Here is a 19,055-nt window from a genome sequence, read left to right as displayed (position 1 = left end):
ATCTTTATCTTAATCCGCTATCTATTATAAAAACAAACTGATCACCAGCAATACCACCATGCCTATTACCATGGCAAAGATGTAGAAGCCCACCTGGCCGTTCTGCAGCAGCCTGGCACGGCCGCTGCCCCACTTCACCCCGCGGCCAACACCGTTCACCACGGTATCTATGCCGGCCTTTTCCACTATGTTCTGGAAGAAGCCGCTAAGCGCCATCAGGGGTTTTACAATAACGGCATCATACAGCTCGTCTACATACCATTTGTTTTCCAGCACTTTTGCAATGCCGGTGTTTTCAGTGCCGGCATCCTGGTAGTTGCTGAATTTGCCGCGCGCCCAAACTATCATCACAATCACCAGGGCGGTGCTCAGGCCCATCAGCCCCCACTCCAGCGCATGACTGAGGTGGTGCGCATGCAGGTAAGGTGCAGAAGGCGCAAAGATGGGGGAAAGATATTCCGCCAGGAAGTGGGGTACGCCAAATACCTCCGGCATGCCGACATAACCGCCTATTACAGACAGTACGGCCAGCACTATCAGGGGCAGGGTAATAGCCGCGGGACTTTCATGCAGGTGATGCTCCTGCTCGTGGGTGCCGCGGAACTTGCCGCTGAAAGTGATGTAATAAAGGCGGAACATATAAAAAGCTGTCATCAGCGCACCCAGCAGCGCCAGGGCGTACATGATCTTGTTATAACCAAAAGTGTGGGCCAGTATCTCGTCTTTCGAGAAGAAACCGCTCAGGCCCGGTATGCCGGCAATAGCCAGGCAGCCGATCAGGAAGGTGATGTTGGTAACGGGCATCCATTTTTTGAGGCCGCCCATTTTCCGGATATCCTGCTCTCCGCCCATGGCATGTATCACAGAGCCGGAGCCAAGGAACAGCAGGGCTTTGAAAAACGCGTGCGTCATTACATGGAACACGGCGGCGGTATAGGCGCCAACGCCCAGGGCCAGGAACATGTAGCCCAGCTGGCTTACCGTGGAGTACGCCAATACTTTCTTGATATCGTTTTGTTTCAGTGCTATGGAAGCCGCCAGCAGTGCAGTAGCCAGGCCGATAATGGCAATGATTGCCTGGATGTGCGGCGCCATTGAATAGATCACGTTGCTGCGGGCCACCATGTAAATACCCGCGGTTACCATGGTAGCGGCGTGGATGAGGGCAGATACCGGGGTGGGGCCCGCCATGGCATCAGGCAGCCAGGTATAGAGGGGGATCTGGGCAGATTTACCCATGGCGCCAATGAACAGCAACATGGCAATGGCAAACAGCACGGCGCTGCCGGAGCCTACGCCGGGTACCTGTGCAAATACTTCGGTAAAGGTAACGGAGCCGAACTGCTGAATAAGCAGGAAGATGCCCAGCAGGAAACCAAGGTCTCCAATGCGGTTCATGATGAACGCCTTGTTGGCGGCCTTGTTATAGTTTATATTTTTGAACCAGAAGCCGATGAGCAGGTAAGAGCAAAGCCCCACGCCTTCCCAGCCAATGAACATCATTACATAGTTGGCGCCCAGCACCAGTATGAGCATGGAGAACACGAACAGGTTGAGATAGGCGAAATACCGGGCAAAACCTTCGTTGCTTTCCTCATGCATGTAGGAAGTAGAGTAAATGTGGATGAGGGAGCCCACACCGGTGATGATGAGCAGGAACAAAGCGCTCAACTGGTCTACCTGGAAGGCAAAGGGAATATGCAGGCTGCCTACGCTGATGAAATCGAACAGCGTAACCACCTGCGGCGTAAAGCCAGGGGTGCGCACTTCAAAGAAAATCAGCAAACTGATCACAAAAGCCGCTACCACACTTCCGCTACCTATCACGCCTGTCAGCGATTTAGATAAATACCTCCTGCCCAATCCATTGATCAGGAACCCTAACAACGGTAAGAACGGTACCAGCCAAACAAGATGTATCATCGATCTATACTATTTTTAAATTCCTTAGTTTTTCAATCTGCTGAGAATATTGATGTCTACCGAATGGGTATTGCGGTACATCATCACAATAATGGCCAGGCCTACAGAAACTTCCGCGGCGGCCACCACCATCACAAAAAATACAAAGAGCTGCGCGGAGGCGGCGTCTATACGGCCGGCATCCACCCACATTTTGGAAAAGGCTACCAGCAAAAGGTTCACGGCGTTGAGCATCAGCTCTATGCACATAAAAATAATGATCGCGTTCCTGCGCATCAGCACGCCCATGATGCCTATACAGAACAGGGCAATGCTGAGGAAGATGTAATATTGAACCGGCATCGAGATAATTTTTTATTTTTTACCAATCACTACGGCCCCTACCATGGCGCTGAGGAACAGTACGCTGCTCAGCTCGAAAGGCACTACATAGCTGGTGAACAATGTTTTACCCAGGTTGGCTACCAGGCCAATGTCTGTGGAAGCAGACTGAATAGCGGGCATGCTGGCATCCCGCAGGGCGGCTACCAGTACCAGCAGCAGCGCGCCGCCGCTGATAGCGCCGGCGTATTTCAGCCAGTTGCGTTTTTGTGGCTCTATGTCCGCATTCAGGTTCATCATCATCAGCACAAAAAGGAACAGTACCATTATGGCGCCTGTGTAAACAATGAGGTGCACCACAAAGAGGAACTGTGCGTTGAGCATAATGTAGTGCCCTGCAATGGCCACAAAGCAGGTGATCATGCACAGCACGCTGTTAACGGGATTTTTGCTCAGTATCACCCCCAGCGCCGCAGCAATGGCTATGGCGGAGAGCACAATAAAAATAATCTGTTGTATACCCATTATTGCTTTACTTTTTTACCGTGATTGGATTTTTAGGATCGGGGATCAGCAGATCATCTTTCCCGTAAATAAATCCTTTACGCTGATAATTGGCCGGAGCAAAGGTTTCGGTCATGTAGATGGCCTGTTTGGGGCAGGCCTCTTCACAGAAACCGCAGAAAATGCAGCGCAGCATGTTGATCTCGTAACGGGCGGCATACTTCTCTTCACGGTACAGGTGCTCTTCACCGGGCAGGCGCTCTGCAGCCTCCATGGTGATGGCTTCTGCGGGACAGGCTACTGCGCACAAACCGCAGGCCGTGCAGCGCTCGCGCCCTTCTTCATCCCTGTTGAGGATGTGCAGGCCGCGGAACACGGGGCTGAAAGGGCGTTTCTCTTCAGGATAGTTCACCGTGGCCTTCTTTTTGAATATATGCGAAAGGGTGATGCCCATGCCTTTTGCAATGGCCGGCAGGTACATTTTCTCCCAGAATGTCATGGGCCTCCTGTCTACCGGTTGTGCCCTGTTGGTTAATGTTTGCATATAATAAGCTTCAAAAGTTCTTCAATCAATTTTGTTTATCCCTGGCGGTATAAGATCACTGCGCCTGTTACCAGCATGTTCAGCAGCGCCAGGGGAATCAGCACGTTCCAGCCCAGCTTCATCAACTGGTCATAACGGAAGCGCGGAATGGTCCAGCGCACCCACATGAATATGAAGATGAAGATGAATGTTTTAAGGAACAGCGCTACAATGCCCAGTATGGTCACCATGTTGGGGCTGAGGCCCAGGCTGTCCATAAAGGGAAAGGAATAGCCGCCGAAGTACAGCGTGGCCATCAGCGCGGAGCTGATGAACATGTTGATGTATTCGGCAAACAGGTAGAAACCCAGTTTCATGGAAGAGTACTCCAGGTGGTAACCGCCGTTCAGCTCGTTCTCGGCTTCAGGCAGGTCAAAGGGCGTACGGTTGCATTCCGCAAAGGCGCAGATCAGGAATATCAGGAAGCCCAGCGGCTGCAGCAGCACAAACCACACGCCATCCCGCTGTTGCTCTACAATGTCTTTCAGGCTGAGGGAGCCGCTGATCATGAACAGGGCAATCAATGCCAGGCCCATGGGCAGCTCATAGGAAATTACCTGAGAGGCGCCACGGCAGGCCGCCAGCAGGGAAAATTTGTTGTTGGAAGCCCATCCGCCTATCATAATGCCATATACGCCCATGCCCAGCACCGCAATGATCCACAGTACGCCGATGTTCACATCAGCCACCTGCAGGCTTATTTCGCGGCCGGCAATGGTGAGCACGTCTCCCCAGGGTATTACCGCGCTGGTGAGGCAGGCCGCCAGCATGGCAATGGAAGGGCCTAAAATAAAGAGGAAGCGGTTGGCGGTGGCGGGAATGATCTCTTCCTTGAAAAAGAGCTTGCCCCCGTCTGCCAGCGGCTGCAGAATGCCGAAAGGCCCGGCGCGGTTGGGGCCGCGGCGGTCCTGTATCCAGGCGGCCACTTTACGCTCCCCATAGGTTTCGTACATGGCTATTACCAAAGAAACAGCCAGTACTGCGGATATGAGCAGAATTTTTTCGATAACAAAAGCCCAGTCAATTGCAATGGTAAGTAAGGTCATATCTCGCTTTATTGAACGCCATTAATTTTTGGAAAATCTGTAGAGTGGGCAGGCCCGTCTATCTTGCTCAGGTCTACCGCCGGCTGGTTCACTTCGCTCACGCTGTGAATGTTCATCAGCAGTTTCGGATCGCGGCCGCTCATTACTTCCCTGATGGTTTCCTGCGGCTTGTGCACGCCTACATAGTGGCCTTGTGAAATAACGCTGTGGCGCGAAATTTTGCGCGGGCCTTCCACAACCCAGTCTTTTGCTTCTTTCTTCTCAAAACGGCAGGTATCGCAGATGAACTCTTCCACTTCGCCATATTTGTCTTTGCGGGCGGTAACGCGGAACACCTCATCCCCGCGCATCCACAGTACGGTTTTGCCGCAGCACTTGTCGCAGTTGCGGTGTGCGTCTACCGGTTTCAGGAACCATACGCGGTTCTTGAAGCGGGCCGTTCTGTCTGTGAGCGCACCCACCGGGCACACGTCAATTACATTGCCTATAAAATCGTTGTCAAGAGAGTTTTTGATATAGGTGCCGATCTCGGAGGCTTCGCCGCGGTTGAGCACGCCATGCTCCCGTTTGTTGGTAAGCTGGTCTGCCGTGAACACGCAGCGGTAGCACAGGATGCAGCGCGTCATGTGCAGTTTGATGTGATCGCCTATATCTATTTTCTCAAAAGTTCTGCGTTTGAATTCGTAGCGGGTGGCTTCTGCGCCATGCTCATAGCTGAGGTCCTGCAGGTCACACTCGCCGGCCTGGTCACACACGGGGCAGTCAAGCGGGTGGTTGAGCAAGAGGAATTCCACTACCCCTTTGCGGGCGTCCAGCACTTCAGGAGAAGTGATGTTGGCCACTTCCATACCGTCCATAACGGTAGTGCGGCAGCTGGCTACCAGCTTGGGCATGGGGCGCGGGTCCGCATCGGAGCCTTTGGATACTTTTACGAGGCAGGTACGGCATTTACCGCCGCTTCCCTGCAGCTTTGAATAATAACACATGGCCGGCGGCACAACGTCGCCTCCTATTTTCCGTGCGGCGTTCAGGATGGTAGTGCCCGGCTCCACCTCTACCGGAATGTTATCTATCGTAACCTTGAATAATTTCTTTTCTTCCGCCATTGTACTAAAGCTTTGCATTCCCCGGAAAGCCATTCACCGGGCGAACATTTTTATATTAAACGGCAGCAGCCGCAGCTACTACCGGCAAGGGATCTGCATAATGTGCCAGCCCGAAGTTGCGGTGCTGCGCCTCTTCCGGGTTGTTCACGTGCCATTCGAACTCGTCACGGAAATGACGGATGGCTGCGGCTACGGGCCAGGCAGCGGCATCGCCCAGGGGGCAGATGGTATTGCCTTCAATTTTTCGCTGAATGTCCCACAGCAGGTCTATATCGCTCATTTTGCCTTTACCGTTCTCTATATTCTGCAGCACACGCTTCATCCAGCCGGTGCCTTCGCGGCAGGGACTGCACTGGCCGCAGCTTTCGTGATGGTAGAAGCGGGCCAGGCTAAGAGTGTGGCGTACCACGCACTGGTCTTCGTCCAGCACAATAAACCCGCCGGAGCCCATCATGGAGCCGGTGGGGAAACCGCCGTCGTTCAGGCTTTCGTACGTCATCATACGCTGCTCTCCCTTGGCCGTTTTCAGCAGCAGGTTGGCCGGCAGAATGGGTACGGAAGAACCGCCGGGGATGCAGGCCTTCAGGCGTTTGCCGTTCGGAATGCCGCCGCAGTATTCTTCAGAATAAATAAATTCCTCTACCGAAATGGTCATGTCTATTTCATACACGCCCGGCTTGTTGAGGTTGCCGCAGGCGGATATCAGCTTGGTACCGGTAGATTTGCCGATGCCTATTTTAGCGTATTCATCTCCGCCAATATTGATGATGGGCACCACCGCCGCCAGCGTTTCCACGTTGTTCACCACCGTGGGGCACTGCCACAGGCCTTTTACGGCCGGGAAGGGCGGCTTGATGCGCGGGTTGCCGCGTTTGCCTTCCAGGGATTCTATCAGCGCCGTTTCTTCTCCGCAGATGTAGGCGCCGGCGCCGCGCTGTACGTAAATATCCAGGTCAAAACCGCTGCCCTGGATGTTTTTACCCAGCCAGCCGTTTTTATGTGCATCCCTGATAGCTTCTTCCAGGATGTCGGGAATCCAGGCGTACTCGCCGCGGATGTATATGTAGGTACGGTTAGCGCCCAGGGCAAAACTGGAGATGAGCAGCCCTTCTATGAGCAGGTGAGGCAGAAACTCCATCAGGTAGCGGTCTTTGAAAGTTCCCGGCTCTGATTCGTCCGCATTGCACACAAGGTAGCGGGGCACGCCTTCGGGCTTGGCCAGGAAACTCCATTTAAGACCGGTAGGGAAACCTGCACCACCACGGCCGCGCAGGCCGCTCTTTTTCACTTCTTCCGTTACCTGGTCAGGGCTCATGCTCTTCAGGGCTTTTTCAGCAGCGGCATAACCGCCGTTTTTCCGGTATACATCATAGTACCGGATGCCTTCTATATGCGCCTTGTCTAACAATAATTTACGTCCCATTTTCTCGCTTTATGTTGGTCTGCTCCCTATGTGGAACAGGTTATTTTTTAAGCTTCCGCGCTGCATGGGCAGGGCGGGTATGTTGTTGTTACCGGCAGTGGTCCGCTGATCGGGCGTCCGTTGCGTCGCACTCTTCAGCGGCAGCGCGCTGCCGGGCATTTTAGTTATTGGCCTGTGCGCGGCATTCGGCAATGATCTGATCTACCTTTTCCCTGGTAAGGTGCTCTTTGTAAAACTTGCCAAGCTGCATCATGGGCGCGTAGCCGCAGGCGCCCAGGCATTCTACCGTTTTAAGGGTGAACATGCCGTCTGCAGTGGTCTCTCCCGCTTCAATGCCCAGCTTCTCCTTGATGTAGGCAATGATATTATCGGAGCCGTTTAACATGCAGGGGCCTGTCTGGCATACCTCAAACAGGTATTTGCCCACCGGCTTCAGGTTGTACATGGAGTAAAAGGTGGCCACTTCGTACACTTCAATGGGCGTGATCTGCAGCAGGGAGGCCACATAGTCCATTGTTTCCGCACTCAGCCAGCCGCCGAACGATTCCTGCGCCAGGTGCAGCACGGGGATCAAGGCGCTTTTCTGCTTCCCTTCCGGGTAGCGCGCAATGATTTCTTTTACTTTATTCAGCTTCTCTTCAGAAAATTGAACGGCCATTTATCAAACTCTTTATTTTATTGATCTTCAAAAGTCCCCTGATATATCTACGTCTGCCCGGTGGCGGAAAGAAGAGCTTTTCACGGGTATGTTCACAGTACAGGTACAAGTTATGCATCCAGTTCCCCTGCAATCAGGTTGAGCGAGCTCAAACAAATGATGGCATCGCTCAGCATAGCCCCTTTCACCAGTTCAGGATAGGCCTGGTAGTAGATGAAGCAGGGCCTGCGGAAGTGCAGGCGGTAAGGAGAACGTCCACCATCGCTGATGAGGTAGAAGCCCAGCTCGCCGTTGGCGCCTTCCACGGGGTGATACAGCTCACCCGGTAATATATCGGACTCGCCCATCACAATTTTAAAGTGATAGATGAGCGCTTCCATTTTTGTATAAACATCGTCTTTATCAGGCAGGTAGTACGCGGGCACGTCTGCATGGAAAACATCCTCAGGCAATGTTTTGAGCTTGTCCATAGCCTGGCGGATGATGCTGAGGCTCTGCCACATTTCCGCGTTGCGCACCAGGAAGCGGTCATACGTATCTCCGGTGGTACCCACGGGAATGGAGAACTCAAAATCCTGGTAAGAGCTGTAGGGATTGGCAACACGCACATCGTAGTCTACGCCCGCCGCTCTCAGGTTGGGGCCGGTAAAGCCGTAGTTCATGGCTCTTTCAGCGGTTATCTTGCCCACACCCTGTGTACGCTCCATGAAAATACGGTTGCGGGTGAAGAGGTTTTCAAACTCCTTCAGTACGTCAGGGTATTCTGCCAGGAACTTTTCAATTTTCTGGAAGGCGGCCGGCGTGAAGTTCCTTTCAAAACCGCCTACGCGGCCAATATTGGTAGTGAGGCGGGAGCCGCAGATCTCTTCATAGATCTCGTACACCAGCTCACGGTATTGCATTACGTAGAGGAAGCCGGTAAAGGCGCCGCTGTCTACCCCAATTACAGAGTTACAGATCAGGTGGTCAGTAATACGGGCCAGCTCCATGATGATCACACGCAGGTAATCCACCCTTTTGGGGGTCTGGATGCCCAGCAGTTTTTCTACCGTAAGGTGCCAGCCAATGTTATTGATGGGAGCAGAACAGTAGTTCAGGCGGTCTGTTAACGGGGTGACCTGGTAATAGGGCCTGCGCTCCGCAATTTTCTCAAATGCACGGTGAATGTACCCCACGGTGGGCGTGGCCGATACAATGCGCTCCCCGTCCATCTCCAGCACATTCTGGAACACCCCGTGGGTAGCGGGGTGCGTAGGTCCCAGGTTCAGCGTATTGGTTTGCTTCTCCATGGAGCCTTCCGGTAATTTTATATGTTGCTGCTCTGACATAATCCTAGCTAAATAAAATTCAATAATTAAATTCCCACGCTTCCGCCGCGGCCAAACATTTCATCATCCTTGTCCACGCGCGTCTGGTCTTCCAGCGGAAATTCCTTGCGCAGGGGGAAATAGTCCATCTCGTCTACGTTCAGAATGCGCACCAGGTTAGGATGCCCTACGAAGTCCACCCCAAAAAAGTCGTACGTTTCCCGCTCCATCCAGTTGGCGGTAGCAAAAAGGCTGGTAGCTGTATAAACCTGAGGTGTGGCTATATCTGTAAACACTTTAAAACGCAGGCGCACATTCTCCACAAAATTGTGCAGGTGATATACTACGGCCAGCTCCGCTCCTTTTTTGTCGGGATAGTGTACGGCCGTAAGGTCTGAGAGGAAACGGAACTGCAGGTCCTCTTCATCGTAAAGGAACTGCATTACCTTAAGGTTCAGGTCTTTCGGCGCGTGAAAAGACATCATGCCGAAAGACTCTTCAAAATTCGTCAGCACGTCGCCAAACTTCTCTACCAGCCTGTTTTTTATATGCTCGTTCGTCAAAGACATGTATAAGCTATTAACGTTATTCTATTCCGTATGAGTTCATCAGTTCTTTATACCGGTCTGTATGGCGGCGGCGCAAACTTTCCTGGCCAACCAGGTCCTGTATGCGCATCACACCGTCCAGGATGGCCTCCGGGCGGGGAGGACAGCCGGGCACATATACGTCTACCGGTATCACCTGGTCTATGCCTTGCAATACGGAGTAGGTATCAAAAATACCGCCGCTGCTGGCGCATGCACCTACGGCAATTACCCAGCGGGGCTCCGCCATCTGCAGGTATACCTGGCGTAAAACCGGGGCCATTTTTTTGGCAATGGTGCCCATCACCATCAGCAGGTCACACTGGCGGGGTGTAAAACCCAGCCTTTCCGAGCCGAAACGGGCCAGGTCGTAATGCGCTGCCATGGTGGCCATAAATTCAATACCGCAGCAGGAAGTGGCAAACGGCAGTGGCCAGATGGAGTTTTTACGTGCCAGGCCAATCACTTTATCGAAAGAGGTGGCAAAGAACCCTTCACCGGTCAAGCCTTCCGGCATTTCCACCAACTTCACCTTATTATTAAACTGAACAGGACGAGACATATCTTTACCCTCCTTCTTATTAATAGTTAACTTAATTCATTTAATCTTCCCAACGCAGAGCGCCCTTCTTGATAATATAGAAGAAACCTCCCATAAAGAATGCCACAAAGGCCACTACGGCCATAAAGCCTTCCCACCCCAACTCTCTGAAATTAACAGCGTACGGGTAGAAAAAGATCACCTCCACGTCAAACAGCACGAACAAAATAGCAGTGAGAAAATACTTGATGGCTACCGGCTGCCGGGCGTTGCCCATCTGCTCAATGCCGCTCTCAAAGTTGATCAGCTTGTCGATGGTTCTACGTTTCGGGCCTAGTAAATGTGTGGCCAGCATGGTAATTCCTACAAAACCCAGCGCTGCAATCAGTTGTAAAACAATAGGGAAATAACTGAAAGAAGTGGTATTGGCAGTCAAAAAATCAGAGGCAAAAAACATAAGCTTCCCATATAAATTGTCCGAAAGCGCAAAAATACTGCAAGTAAAGCATAATTCAAATCCACGATGGCGGAAAATCTAATCTTTTTTTTGTATATGTAATATAATAAGATATGAATGATTGGGTTTCCGGGGTTTCCAGCTTCTCTTGAAAACGGTAACGCCCCCGGAGGCTTCCGGGGGCGTTACAATAATAAATTGCTGATATTCAATTATCTGCCTGCTTTGGGCGCAGCAGATTTACTGGCCATCACATCTTTGATCTGCTTCAGCGGTTCGCTGGCAGGGTCTAGCGGGGCCAGTTTATCCATGAATTTCTGCATGTTGGCCTTGTCATCTTTATTATAATAGTACACCATCATATACGTGTACGCTTTAATGAGGCCAGCCTTGTTCTTCACCGGGTCGCCTTCGGCCATGGTGAGGTACTTTTCAAAGTACGGAAGGGCTACGCCTGTTTTGGCTTCCACGTCTTTGGCCGCGGCGGCCATGCCCTGCCAGTAATGCCCGGTGGTCAGGTCCGGGTATTCCGTGGCCAGCTTGCCGAAGGCGGCAGAAGATTTGGCCAGCATGTTCGTATCAATGGTTTCGCCGGCGGAGGCCAGGTAATAGTTGAGGCCTACGTTATACCAGTCAATAGCGGCCGGTTTCTGCTTCTGCTCCACTTTCAGGTCTGCAAACTTCTGGTACCACTCCCCTGCCTTGGCAAACAACCTGGCTTCGTTAAAGGCTTTTGCTACTGACTCATACCGGTCAAGGTCTTTCACGGTATCAGCATTGGCGTACTGTTCCAGGTATTCCAGTGACAGCTGGCTGTTTTTGGCCTGAGTGGCGGAATCCGTGCTCTTTAAACGGCTGTAGATTTCCGCGCCCAGCTTATAATCAATGGGCTCCAGCTTGTCTTTCCCAACTTTGCCCACATACTCGTCAAAAGACTTCTGGGCGTTCAGGGAATCCCCTTTTTGCAGGTAAGCATCAGCCACCAGGCGCTCCAGCTTCATTTTATACCCTTCGTTGGCCTGGGGTATCAGGCCTTTGGCTTTCTCAATGGCTGAATCGTAGTCCTTGTCAAGGAACATGATAGAGGCCAGGTAATATTCATTTTGCACCCGGTCTGCCTGGTCTGACAGGGCCAGGTACTTCTGCAGGTATTCCTTGGCTTTGGCCAGGGAGAACTGCCGTGGGCGGGGAGTGTAGTAAAACTGGTACAATTCGTAGAACGCGGGAGCATAGTTAGGGTCCAGCTGGGTGGCGCGGGCGTATTCCGCCACTGTTTGCTCCAGCAGTTTGGCATTGTAGTTTACATGCCCCTGTTTTACCACGGCTTCTGCGTTCTTGGCATCCAGCTCAAGGGCCTTTTCGTAAGCCGAAATGGCCTTCCCCCCGTTTTCGCCCCCTAAATAACGGTAGGCATCACCCAATTCTATGTAATCTGCGGCGGTGGGGGTATATTGGTCCTTCTTTTTCACGCCTTCATTATTCAACAGCGTCTCCATCACCTGGAGGGCAAATTGTTTGTCCCCGCCTTTCACTTCGGTATTGGCGTCCGCAATGGCGCGGGCCACATCGCCGTTTTTGCCTTTCGTGGCCGTATTAGCCGCGTCAAACTTCTGGCGGGCAGCGGCGGCATCTCCGTTCAGCAGGTCTATACGTCCCATGCCGGCCGTTAACAAGGGGGAATTGGGAACGGCCTGCAGCCCTTTCTGAAAGGCAGCGGCGGCGCCTGTTTTATTTTCCAGCCCCAGTTCAGCTATGCCCAGGTAATAGTGCGCCCTCTCCTCGTTAGGCTTGGCAGCCACCACTTTCTCAAAATCCTGCTTGGCTGCGGCAAACTTGCCGTAGTACAGATTTTTAAGCCCGTCTTCTATAGATTGAGCCATAACCCCGCCAGCCATGCAAAGCAGGGCAATTACGGTACTGATACACTTCTTCATGGTTTTAGTTTTAATCCGTTAAAACCTGCCGCGCGCTTGGCCTTGTGCGGCAGTATGGGTTGTATGCTCTAAAAAACATGCCAGAATGGTAGGGGTTTTATCTATCGGAGCGGTTAGCCCATTGCTGAATTTACTTATTTATTCCCGTAATAACAATGCAGGAAAAGTTAATTTTTCCCCGCCCGGCGGGGAAGAGCAAAAAAAAGCAGCGCTTTTAAAAGCGCTGCTTTTTATGTCAGAAAAATGTCCTTTCTTATTTGCTGCCTTTGGCACCGGCTGTTTTAGCCTCGCTGTTGGCAGATTTGCTGGAAGCTTCCAGGAACTCTTTTACCTGGCGGGCGGCATCGTTGGCCGGGTCAATAGCTACCAGCTTGTCCATGTACGGCTGCATGCTGGTCTTATCGTCCAGGTTGTAGTGATACAGCATCAGGTAAGTGTAAGCGTTGACGAGGAAACGTTTGTGTTTGCCTTCATCTTCCGGTTTCACCAGGGAAATGTATTTTTCAAATGCTTCCTTGGCTTTACCTTCTTTGGCCTGGTTGTCTTGCGCAAATCCGGCCATTCCCATCCAGTAGAAGCCGGTGATCTGCTCAGGGTACTTGGTGGTAAATTCTACCCAGGTAGCCTGGGATTTCGGGTAATCCTGCGCATAGTATTCGTAGTAGGCTTTGTAAAAGTGGTCTTGTACAGCGCCGGGGTTGTCTTTGAACTCCAGTGCGCGGCCATACCATTCTGCAGCTTTAGCCCAGTTGCGCATTTCCTTGAAAGATTCTGCTACGTTGCGGAATTTTTCTGCGTCTTTGGCGGTGTCTGCCTGAGCGTACCTCTCCAGGTAGTCTCCGGCTTTGGTCTGGAAGCCAGCCATAGCAGCGGAGTCTTCTGTTTTCAGTTTGCCATAGATAGCGCTGAGCAGCTTCAGGTCATTCACCTCCAGCTTGTCATCGCCCACGGTTTTCACGCGCTCGTCCATCAGGTTTTTAGCGGAGAGAGAGTCTCCTTTCTGAAGGTGGGCGTCAGCGATCAGCAAAGTGAGTTTGCCTTTGTACACATCGTTTGCGTTCGGCATAATGGCTTTGCCTTTGGCAATGGCGTCATCGTAGTTCTTTTGCAGGAAAGACAATGCGGCCATGTTGTACTGGCTTTTCAGCTTGTCTGAAGGGTCACCCACTTCAATGTACTTTTCCAGGTACTTGGCAGCGTGCTGCAGGGAGTACTGGTCTTTCCGGGGTGTCATGTAGAACTGGAAGAGCTCATAAAAGGCAGGGCCGTAGTTGGCGTCCATACTAGTAGCCTTGGTAAAATCGGCAACGGCCTGCTCTTTCAGGCGGGCGTTATAGTTTACCATGCCTTGTTTGGTTACTGCCTCTGCATTGTTGGCATCCAGCTCCAGCGCCTTGTCATAAGCGCTGATGGCCTTACCGCCGTTCTCGCCACCCAGGTAGCGGTAGGCGTCGCCCAGCTCAATATAGTCAGCCGCGGTAGCGGTGTACATTTGTCTTTTTTTACGGCCTTCGTTGTTCAGCAGTTTTTCCATGGTGCTGAGCGCGTAGCCGCGGTCTCCACCTTTTACTTCAGTGTTGGCGTCTGCAATGGCGCGGGCCACGTCGCCATCGCGACCTTCGGTAGCGGTAGAGGCTGATTCAAATTTCTGTTTGGCTTCTGCGGTTTTCCCGTTCAGGAGATCGATACGGCCTAAGCCTGCGGTAAGCAGGGGTGAGTTGGGAACGGCTGTGAGACCTTTGGTGAAGGCTGCTGCTGCTGCGTCTTTGTTTTCCAGACCCAGCTCGGCAATACCAAGGTAGTAATAGGCACGGTCGTCCGTCGGTTTGGCAGTAATCGCTTTTTCAAGATTCTGCTTCGCGGTTTGGTATTTGCCATAATACAAATCCTTCAAACCATCTTCCACAGATTGTGCCATGGCTCCGTTGGCTATGCAGAGCATGGCAACAAATAAACTGTTCCTTCTGTTCATGAGCAATCCGGTTTTAGTTGTGTTATCAGTATTTATTGTTTAAAAGTTGATATGCAAGACGGGGTGCTATTTTAAAGTAGCTTCCCTGAAAACAATGTTCAATCTTGCCGGATATAATTTATACCTGCCTATCAAAAGTTGGCCCTCCTGGCCGCCAAGGAAAGTGGCAAACCCTGCGCCCAGGCCTTGATAGGGTTCTTTCAGCACATAAAACATGCCCCTTGTGAGGGGATAGGATTTCATGCCTATATAAAACTGGTACGGTTTTACAAAATCGCTAAAGCCATCTGCCCGCAGCTTCACGGTGGTCACTTTCGTGTTAAAGTCGATCACCTTCGGATCACTGGTATCTGATATCCAGTTCACCCCTATTACCCCGATGGCATTTTTATTTTTCGTTACATAGTCAATCACTTCGGGATTGGTTTTGGCTGCCATTGTACTGGCCGGCAGCGGCGCTCCCTTGTTGATGGAATCCTGTATGAAACGCACGGTGCTGGAATTCTGGTTGTCAAAAACCACCTGCCAGGGCTTCGGCGCCTTGCCCGTCATGATTTCGCGCACCTGGTCCATAGTGAGGATGGAATCAGGATTGGCATTGTTCACTATCAGGGCTACCGCATCAGTTGCCAGCTGCATACTTTGCGGGCGGATCTTTTCCTTTTTAAAATATTCCTTTTCATCCGGTTTAAGATCACGTGTTACGATGATCATGCGGGCGCTGTCATTAAAGAGATCTTTAAAGCACTCTGCCTCCGGCTTGTACTCAGCAATGATTTTTGTTTTCGGGTACAGTGACTGGAATACTTTTATTTCGGCTTCGATCAGCGGCTGGTAGGTTTCATCCACAGATATACGGATGGTGCCTGACGTGGCTGTGTCTTGTTCTGTTCCGTTCTTTGTTTGTCTTTGTGTGCAGCCTGCTGCTACTAAGATAATACAGCTCACTGCAAGCAACACGCTCTTCAGCTTTTTATTTAAAAACATACGCACTGTCTAAGTAATGACAAAAATATTCAGATCAGAAAAATAATTGTTTGATCCCTCTGTACACACGATATAGTCCATACGCGCACAAGACGCCGCCCAATGCATAGATCAATTCCTGCGGAAGGCTGAGCTTGCCCCAACCCATGCGTTCTGCCAGCAGTGCATATAATCCGAAGACAATAAAAAATAGGCCTCTTATCAGTTCTCCCATAGGCCGGTATGAAATATTCCGCCTTTTGTTTGTGCTATCGTATTCCTGTTGCATTGTCGGTAAATTACAATTATACAAAAAAAATTGTTTTTATACAGTTATAGAAACTTTATTCGTTTGTTAAAATCCAATGCCGGCCGGGCTCCGGGATTCTGATATAAAGATGCGGGACGGATGAAATTCCACATTGCAGGATATTTTTAACATATGCAACACAGGGAAATGCGTTGCAGACTTCCCCGAAAATTCGGTAGGTTTGCGCTGGTAAAAACAAGGGGGCGCCTTTCTTTTATGGGCAAATAAGCCGCTGATAAACAGTATTTTATCCCTTTAGATTTTTTAATGATGAGAATTTTGATGGTTTGCCTCGGCAATATTTGCCGGTCTCCCCTGGCAGAGGGCATCCTCCGCCACCTGGCCGCCCAGCGGCAACTGAACTGGGAAATTGATTCTGCCGGCACGGGCAACTGGCATGTAGGCCATGCGCCTGACCACCGTTCCATTCAGGTAGCCCGCCTTCATGGCATCGATATTTCCGGCCTGCGGGGCCGGCAGTTCCAGGCAGAAGACTTTGACCGCTTTGACAGGATTTACGTGATGGACCTGGACAATTACCGCGACGTACTGCGGAAAAGCCGCACACAGGCAGACCGTGACAAGGTACAATTATTGCTGGAACACCAGCAGCCCGTGCCGGACCCCTGGTACGATGATGCGCTGTTTGAGCCTGTATACCAGCTCATTTACAATGCCTGCGAACGGATAGTGAAAGGCTGATAATTACTAACAACTGATTCCTGATTATAATGACAAAATTAAGCATCCCGCAAGGCACCCGCGATTTCGGGCCTGAGGTAGTACGCAAACGCAACTATATTTTTGCCACCATCCGTAAAACCTTTGAGCTATATGGCTTTCAGCCGCTTGAAACGCCCGCTATGGAAAATACTTCCACCCTGCTTGGGAAGTATGGAGACGAAGGTGACCGGCTGATATTCAAGATATTGAACAACGGCGCCCAGATATACGGACAGGCACAAATGGCTAAAGACGCACATGAGCTGGGGCTGCTGCTTTGCGAGAAAGCCATGAAATATGACCTCACCATTCCCTTTGCCCGCTACGTGGTGATGAACCAGGGCAAACTGGTGCTGCCGTTCAAGCGCTACCAGATACAGCCGGTATGGCGGGGAGACCGGCCGCAACGGGGCCGCTACCGCGAGTTTTACCAATGCGATGCAGACGTGATAGGCAGCAATTCCCTGATCAATGAAATAGAACTGCTGAAAATTTATGATACCGTGCTCACGGAACTGGGGCTGACAAGTTACCAGTTAAAGATCAACAACCGTAAGATACTGACGGGCCTGGCGGAACTGGTTGGCCGGCCGGAGCTGATGACAGATATTACCGTAGCCATAGATAAACTGGACAAAATAGGCGACAGCGGGGTACGGCAGGAGCTGGCCGAACGTGGCCTGCTGCCTGCGGAAATTGACACCATCATGAACTTCATTGCCGTTAGCGGCAGCAACGAAGAAAAGCTGGAAAAGCTTGGTCAGTTGCTCGCCAATTCAGAAACCGGTTTGAAGGGCGTAGAGGAACTGCGGTACATTGCTACCAGCAAGCTCACCACCTTTAATGAGGCGCCGGTGATTGACCTCACCCTTGCACGCGGCCTGAACTATTACACCGGTATGATAGTGGAAGTGAAAGCGCCTGCCAGTGTGAATATGGGCAGCATTGGCGGCGGGGGCCGGTACGATGATCTTACCGGTTTGTTCGGCTTGCCGGGTATTTCCGGTGTGGGTATTTCTTTTGGTGTAGATCGCATTTATGATGTGCTGGAAGAACTGCAATTGTTTCCCGCTGCCGCGCAGCAAGGCACACAGGTATTGTTCTTCTACCCCGGAGAAAGCAGGATGGCGGAGGCTTTTAACTATGTAATGCAGATGCGGGGCAAGGGCGTGATAACGGAACTGTACGCTGAAAACATCAAGCAGGATAAACAATACAAATACGCCGAGAAGCGCAATATTCCTTTTATTGCTTACCTGGAAGACAATGAGCCGGGTACCATTTTCATCAAAAATATTCCCGCCAAACAGCGGTTTGCCATCAAGCCGGAAGAACTGGCGGAGTTTGATTTCGGTTAAGAGGAAAATTTATACAAAGAGGAGTATCAACATTGACACTCCTCTTTTTTTATAACTGCTTTTTTCCCAACTGTCTAGCTCCATTCCGTTTCACCTATCTTCACGCCGGAGAGGAAGCGCCAATAGCTGTAAAACTGGTCATCACAACGTTTGTACTTGTATTTGGGAATGGTGTTTTGCACATAGCGCCCCCAGTGCGGGCTGTTACCATCAATATCTTTAAAGCCGTATTCGTCAGAGAGGTCCCATGAACTGAACACCCGGCCGTTTTTTGCGGCAACGTTGGGGTCTGCAGCCAATGCAGCAACAGCGCGGCCAACAAAATAAGGAGTTTCAGAAGCTATGAAATTCGGATCTGCTTTAGTACCCTCTTTCCAATTGGCTTCAGTAACGCCTTTATACTCCAGCATAGCTTCCGAGCGGAGATAACCTGGCGTGAGGGCCACAGTGGTGATGCCTGAACCGTCCAGCTCTTCAGCGGTACCAAAGGCCAGCCTGATGATGGAGGTCTTGACCAGGTCATAAAAGAGCTGCCCGCGGTAGAAATAGCCGTCGCCGTCCGTGATCTCCAGGATGAGGCCGCTGTTGTTTTCCAGCATGAGCGGAATGGCATATTTGCTGGTGATGATATGGGTATCTATGGCCTGCCGCAGCATTTTAAAACCGTTAGCCAGGTCTGTTTCCCAGAACTTTTTGCCCCAGGTCATCAGTTCATCCCCACCCCACACGTCATTCACAAGAATATCCAGCTTACCGGCGTCTTTCCTGATGCGCTGAATGAGGGCCGCTACCTCCTCCTCTACGCTATGGTCTGTTTTTACGGCAATGCCTTTACCACCGTACCGATCAACCATTTCGGCCGTTTCATCAATAGTTTCCGGGCGGTGGCTGCCTGATGCAAGGCTACCGCGTGTACTGCGGCCGGAACAATAAACGGTTGCGCCGGCTTCTCCCAGCATGCATGCAATACCGCGCCCGGCGCCGCGGGTTGCCCCGGCTACCAGGGCTATTTTACCTGCTAAAGGTTTCATGGTGAAGAAAGTTAGGTTACTGCGAAGGTAGGGGTTTACTACGCAGGGTATTTGCGTAATGCCCGGCAAACGGAATACAATAGCAATTCGGCTTTAGCCTTCAGGCTGTTGCAGAACTCTCCGGGCCGGTAAAATGGGATGGATATAAAAACAAAAAAGCCTTACCAGTTACCCGGTAAGGCTTTCTTTAATAAATATGGCAGCTACCTACTCTCCCGCATGATAGTGCAGTACCATCGGCCATGAGGGGCTTAACTTCTCTGTTCGGAATGGGAAGAGGTGAACACCCTCGGCAAAACCACCAT

General features: G+C 51.3%; 18 protein-coding genes and 1 rRNA gene. 2 read left to right on the top strand and 17 right to left on the bottom strand.

The annotated features are described in order from the left end of the window. Positions 1-24: 24 nt before the first annotated feature. The 15 genes from nuoL to ABDW36_RS17875 form a co-directional block, all read right to left on the bottom strand. The gene (gene nuoL / locus ABDW36_RS17945) at positions 25-1,923 is read right to left on the bottom strand and encodes an NADH-quinone oxidoreductase subunit L (RefSeq protein ID WP_343703307.1); all 1,899 of its coding nucleotides are present in this window, start codon (positions 1,921-1,923) and stop codon (positions 25-27) included. Between the two features lie 24 nt (positions 1,924-1,947). After that, positions 1,948-2,265 carry an NADH-quinone oxidoreductase subunit NuoK gene (nuoK, locus tag ABDW36_RS17940; RefSeq protein ID WP_126249360.1) on the bottom strand — a complete coding sequence of 106 codons (318 nt, stop codon included), beginning with the start codon at positions 2,263-2,265 and terminating at the stop codon, positions 1,948-1,950. Between the two features lie 12 nt (positions 2,266-2,277). Continuing rightward, positions 2,278-2,769, bottom strand: a complete 492-nt coding sequence (locus tag ABDW36_RS17935; RefSeq protein ID WP_343703306.1) for an NADH-quinone oxidoreductase subunit J — start codon at positions 2,767-2,769, stop codon at positions 2,278-2,280. A gap of 7 nt (positions 2,770-2,776) precedes the next feature. Further along, positions 2,777-3,292 (bottom strand): NADH-quinone oxidoreductase subunit NuoI, encoded by a 516-nt coding sequence (gene nuoI / locus ABDW36_RS17930; protein ID WP_343703305.1) that lies wholly within the window; start codon positions 3,290-3,292, stop codon positions 2,777-2,779. 35 nt (positions 3,293-3,327) lie between these two features. Beyond that, positions 3,328-4,377, bottom strand: coding sequence for an NADH-quinone oxidoreductase subunit NuoH (gene nuoH, locus ABDW36_RS17925; RefSeq protein WP_343703304.1), 1,050 nt, complete (start codon positions 4,375-4,377; stop codon positions 3,328-3,330). An 8-nt stretch (positions 4,378-4,385) separates the two neighbouring features. Then, positions 4,386-5,483 (bottom strand): 2Fe-2S iron-sulfur cluster-binding protein, encoded by a 1,098-nt coding sequence (locus ABDW36_RS17920; protein WP_343703303.1) that lies wholly within the window; start codon positions 5,481-5,483, stop codon positions 4,386-4,388. 55 nt (positions 5,484-5,538) lie between these two features. Continuing rightward, entirely contained in the window at positions 5,539-6,906 is a 1,368-nt protein-coding gene (gene nuoF, locus ABDW36_RS17915) for an NADH-quinone oxidoreductase subunit NuoF (protein ID WP_343703302.1), read from the bottom strand. Between the two features lie 160 nt (positions 6,907-7,066). Continuing rightward, entirely contained in the window at positions 7,067-7,564 is a 498-nt protein-coding gene (locus tag ABDW36_RS17910; RefSeq protein ID WP_343703301.1) for an NAD(P)H-dependent oxidoreductase subunit E, read from the bottom strand. A gap of 110 nt (positions 7,565-7,674) precedes the next feature. Further along, positions 7,675-8,853 carry an NADH-quinone oxidoreductase subunit D gene (locus ABDW36_RS17905; protein ID WP_343703300.1) on the bottom strand — a complete coding sequence of 393 codons (1,179 nt, stop codon included), beginning with the start codon at positions 8,851-8,853 and terminating at the stop codon, positions 7,675-7,677. 65 nt (positions 8,854-8,918) lie between these two features. Continuing rightward, positions 8,919-9,440, bottom strand: coding sequence for an NADH-quinone oxidoreductase subunit C (locus ABDW36_RS17900; RefSeq protein WP_343703299.1), 522 nt, complete (start codon positions 9,438-9,440; stop codon positions 8,919-8,921). Between the two features lie 16 nt (positions 9,441-9,456). Beyond that, on the bottom strand, positions 9,457-10,020 hold the full coding sequence (locus ABDW36_RS17895; RefSeq protein WP_119078539.1) for an NADH-quinone oxidoreductase subunit B: 564 nt from the start codon (positions 10,018-10,020) through the stop codon (positions 9,457-9,459). Between the two features lie 40 nt (positions 10,021-10,060). Beyond that, the gene (locus ABDW36_RS17890; protein ID WP_343703298.1) at positions 10,061-10,456 is read right to left on the bottom strand and encodes an NADH-quinone oxidoreductase subunit A; all 396 of its coding nucleotides are present in this window, start codon (positions 10,454-10,456) and stop codon (positions 10,061-10,063) included. A 212-nt stretch (positions 10,457-10,668) separates the two neighbouring features. Then, positions 10,669-12,390: a tetratricopeptide repeat protein gene (locus ABDW36_RS17885; protein WP_343703297.1), complete on the bottom strand. Its 1,722-nt coding sequence runs from the start codon at positions 12,388-12,390 to the stop codon at positions 10,669-10,671. A 253-nt stretch (positions 12,391-12,643) separates the two neighbouring features. Further along, the gene (locus tag ABDW36_RS17880) at positions 12,644-14,362 is read right to left on the bottom strand and encodes a tetratricopeptide repeat protein (protein ID WP_343703296.1); all 1,719 of its coding nucleotides are present in this window, start codon (positions 14,360-14,362) and stop codon (positions 12,644-12,646) included. Positions 14,363-14,428: 66 nt separating this feature from the next. Further along, positions 14,429-15,349, bottom strand: a complete 921-nt coding sequence (locus ABDW36_RS17875) for a substrate-binding domain-containing protein (RefSeq protein ID WP_343703295.1) — start codon at positions 15,347-15,349, stop codon at positions 14,429-14,431. A 556-nt stretch (positions 15,350-15,905) separates the two neighbouring features. Here ABDW36_RS17875 and ABDW36_RS17870 point away from each other — a divergent pair. Both ABDW36_RS17870 and hisS read left to right on the top strand, forming a co-directional pair. Continuing rightward, on the top strand, positions 15,906-16,340 hold the full coding sequence (locus ABDW36_RS17870) for a low molecular weight protein-tyrosine-phosphatase (RefSeq protein ID WP_343703294.1): 435 nt from the start codon (positions 15,906-15,908) through the stop codon (positions 16,338-16,340). A 29-nt stretch (positions 16,341-16,369) separates the two neighbouring features. Continuing rightward, a complete protein-coding gene (gene hisS, locus ABDW36_RS17865) occupies positions 16,370-17,719 on the top strand; it encodes a histidine--tRNA ligase (protein WP_343703293.1) in 1,350 nt (449 codons plus the stop codon). 74 nt (positions 17,720-17,793) lie between these two features. Here the strand turns inward: hisS and ABDW36_RS17860 are convergent, their stop codons facing one another. After that, positions 17,794-18,750, bottom strand: a complete 957-nt coding sequence (locus ABDW36_RS17860; protein ID WP_343703292.1) for an SDR family oxidoreductase — start codon at positions 18,748-18,750, stop codon at positions 17,794-17,796. A gap of 194 nt (positions 18,751-18,944) precedes the next feature. Then, positions 18,945-19,055, bottom strand: a 5S ribosomal RNA gene (gene rrf, locus ABDW36_RS17855).

It is taken from the genome of Chitinophaga sp. (assembly GCF_039596455.1).
Taxonomy (GTDB): Bacteria; Bacteroidota; Bacteroidia; order Chitinophagales; family Chitinophagaceae; genus Chitinophaga.
This window is presented reverse-complemented; position numbering and strand designations above follow the sequence as displayed.

Excerpts from the sequence above, each read along its gene's own strand:
- ABDW36_RS17890 (WP_343703298.1), bottom strand. The coding sequence starts at position 10,456 with ATGTTTTTTGCCTCTGATTTTTTGACTGCCAATACCACTTCTTTCAGT.
- nuoH (WP_343703304.1), bottom strand. The coding sequence starts at position 4,377 with ATGACCTTACTTACCATTGCAATTGACTGGGCTTTTGTTATCGAAAAA.
- ABDW36_RS17920 (WP_343703303.1), bottom strand. The coding sequence starts at position 5,483 with ATGGCGGAAGAAAAGAAATTATTCAAGGTTACGATAGATAACATTCCG.
- ABDW36_RS17910 (WP_343703301.1), bottom strand. The coding sequence starts at position 7,564 with ATGGCCGTTCAATTTTCTGAAGAGAAGCTGAATAAAGTAAAAGAAATC.
- nuoI (WP_343703305.1), bottom strand. The coding sequence starts at position 3,292 with ATGCAAACATTAACCAACAGGGCACAACCGGTAGACAGGAGGCCCATG.
- nuoF (WP_343703302.1), bottom strand. The coding sequence starts at position 6,906 with ATGGGACGTAAATTATTGTTAGACAAGGCGCATATAGAAGGCATCCGG.
- nuoL (WP_343703307.1), bottom strand. The coding sequence starts at position 1,923 with ATGATACATCTTGTTTGGCTGGTACCGTTCTTACCGTTGTTAGGGTTC.
- ABDW36_RS17880 (WP_343703296.1), bottom strand. The coding sequence starts at position 14,362 with ATGAACAGAAGGAACAGTTTATTTGTTGCCATGCTCTGCATAGCCAAC.
- ABDW36_RS17875 (WP_343703295.1), bottom strand. The coding sequence starts at position 15,349 with ATGTTTTTAAATAAAAAGCTGAAGAGCGTGTTGCTTGCAGTGAGCTGT.
- ABDW36_RS17870 (WP_343703294.1), top strand. The coding sequence starts at position 15,906 with ATGATGAGAATTTTGATGGTTTGCCTCGGCAATATTTGCCGGTCTCCC.
- ABDW36_RS17905 (WP_343703300.1), bottom strand. The coding sequence starts at position 8,853 with ATGGAGAAGCAAACCAATACGCTGAACCTGGGACCTACGCACCCCGCT.
- nuoK (WP_126249360.1), bottom strand. The coding sequence starts at position 2,265 with ATGCCGGTTCAATATTACATCTTCCTCAGCATTGCCCTGTTCTGTATA.
- ABDW36_RS17895 (WP_119078539.1), bottom strand. The coding sequence starts at position 10,020 with ATGTCTCGTCCTGTTCAGTTTAATAATAAGGTGAAGTTGGTGGAAATG.
- ABDW36_RS17885 (WP_343703297.1), bottom strand. The coding sequence starts at position 12,390 with ATGAAGAAGTGTATCAGTACCGTAATTGCCCTGCTTTGCATGGCTGGC.
- ABDW36_RS17935 (WP_343703306.1), bottom strand. The coding sequence starts at position 2,769 with ATGGGTATACAACAGATTATTTTTATTGTGCTCTCCGCCATAGCCATT.
- hisS (WP_343703293.1), top strand. The coding sequence starts at position 16,370 with ATGACAAAATTAAGCATCCCGCAAGGCACCCGCGATTTCGGGCCTGAG.
- ABDW36_RS17860 (WP_343703292.1), bottom strand. The coding sequence starts at position 18,750 with ATGAAACCTTTAGCAGGTAAAATAGCCCTGGTAGCCGGGGCAACCCGC.
- ABDW36_RS17900 (WP_343703299.1), bottom strand. The coding sequence starts at position 9,440 with ATGTCTTTGACGAACGAGCATATAAAAAACAGGCTGGTAGAGAAGTTT.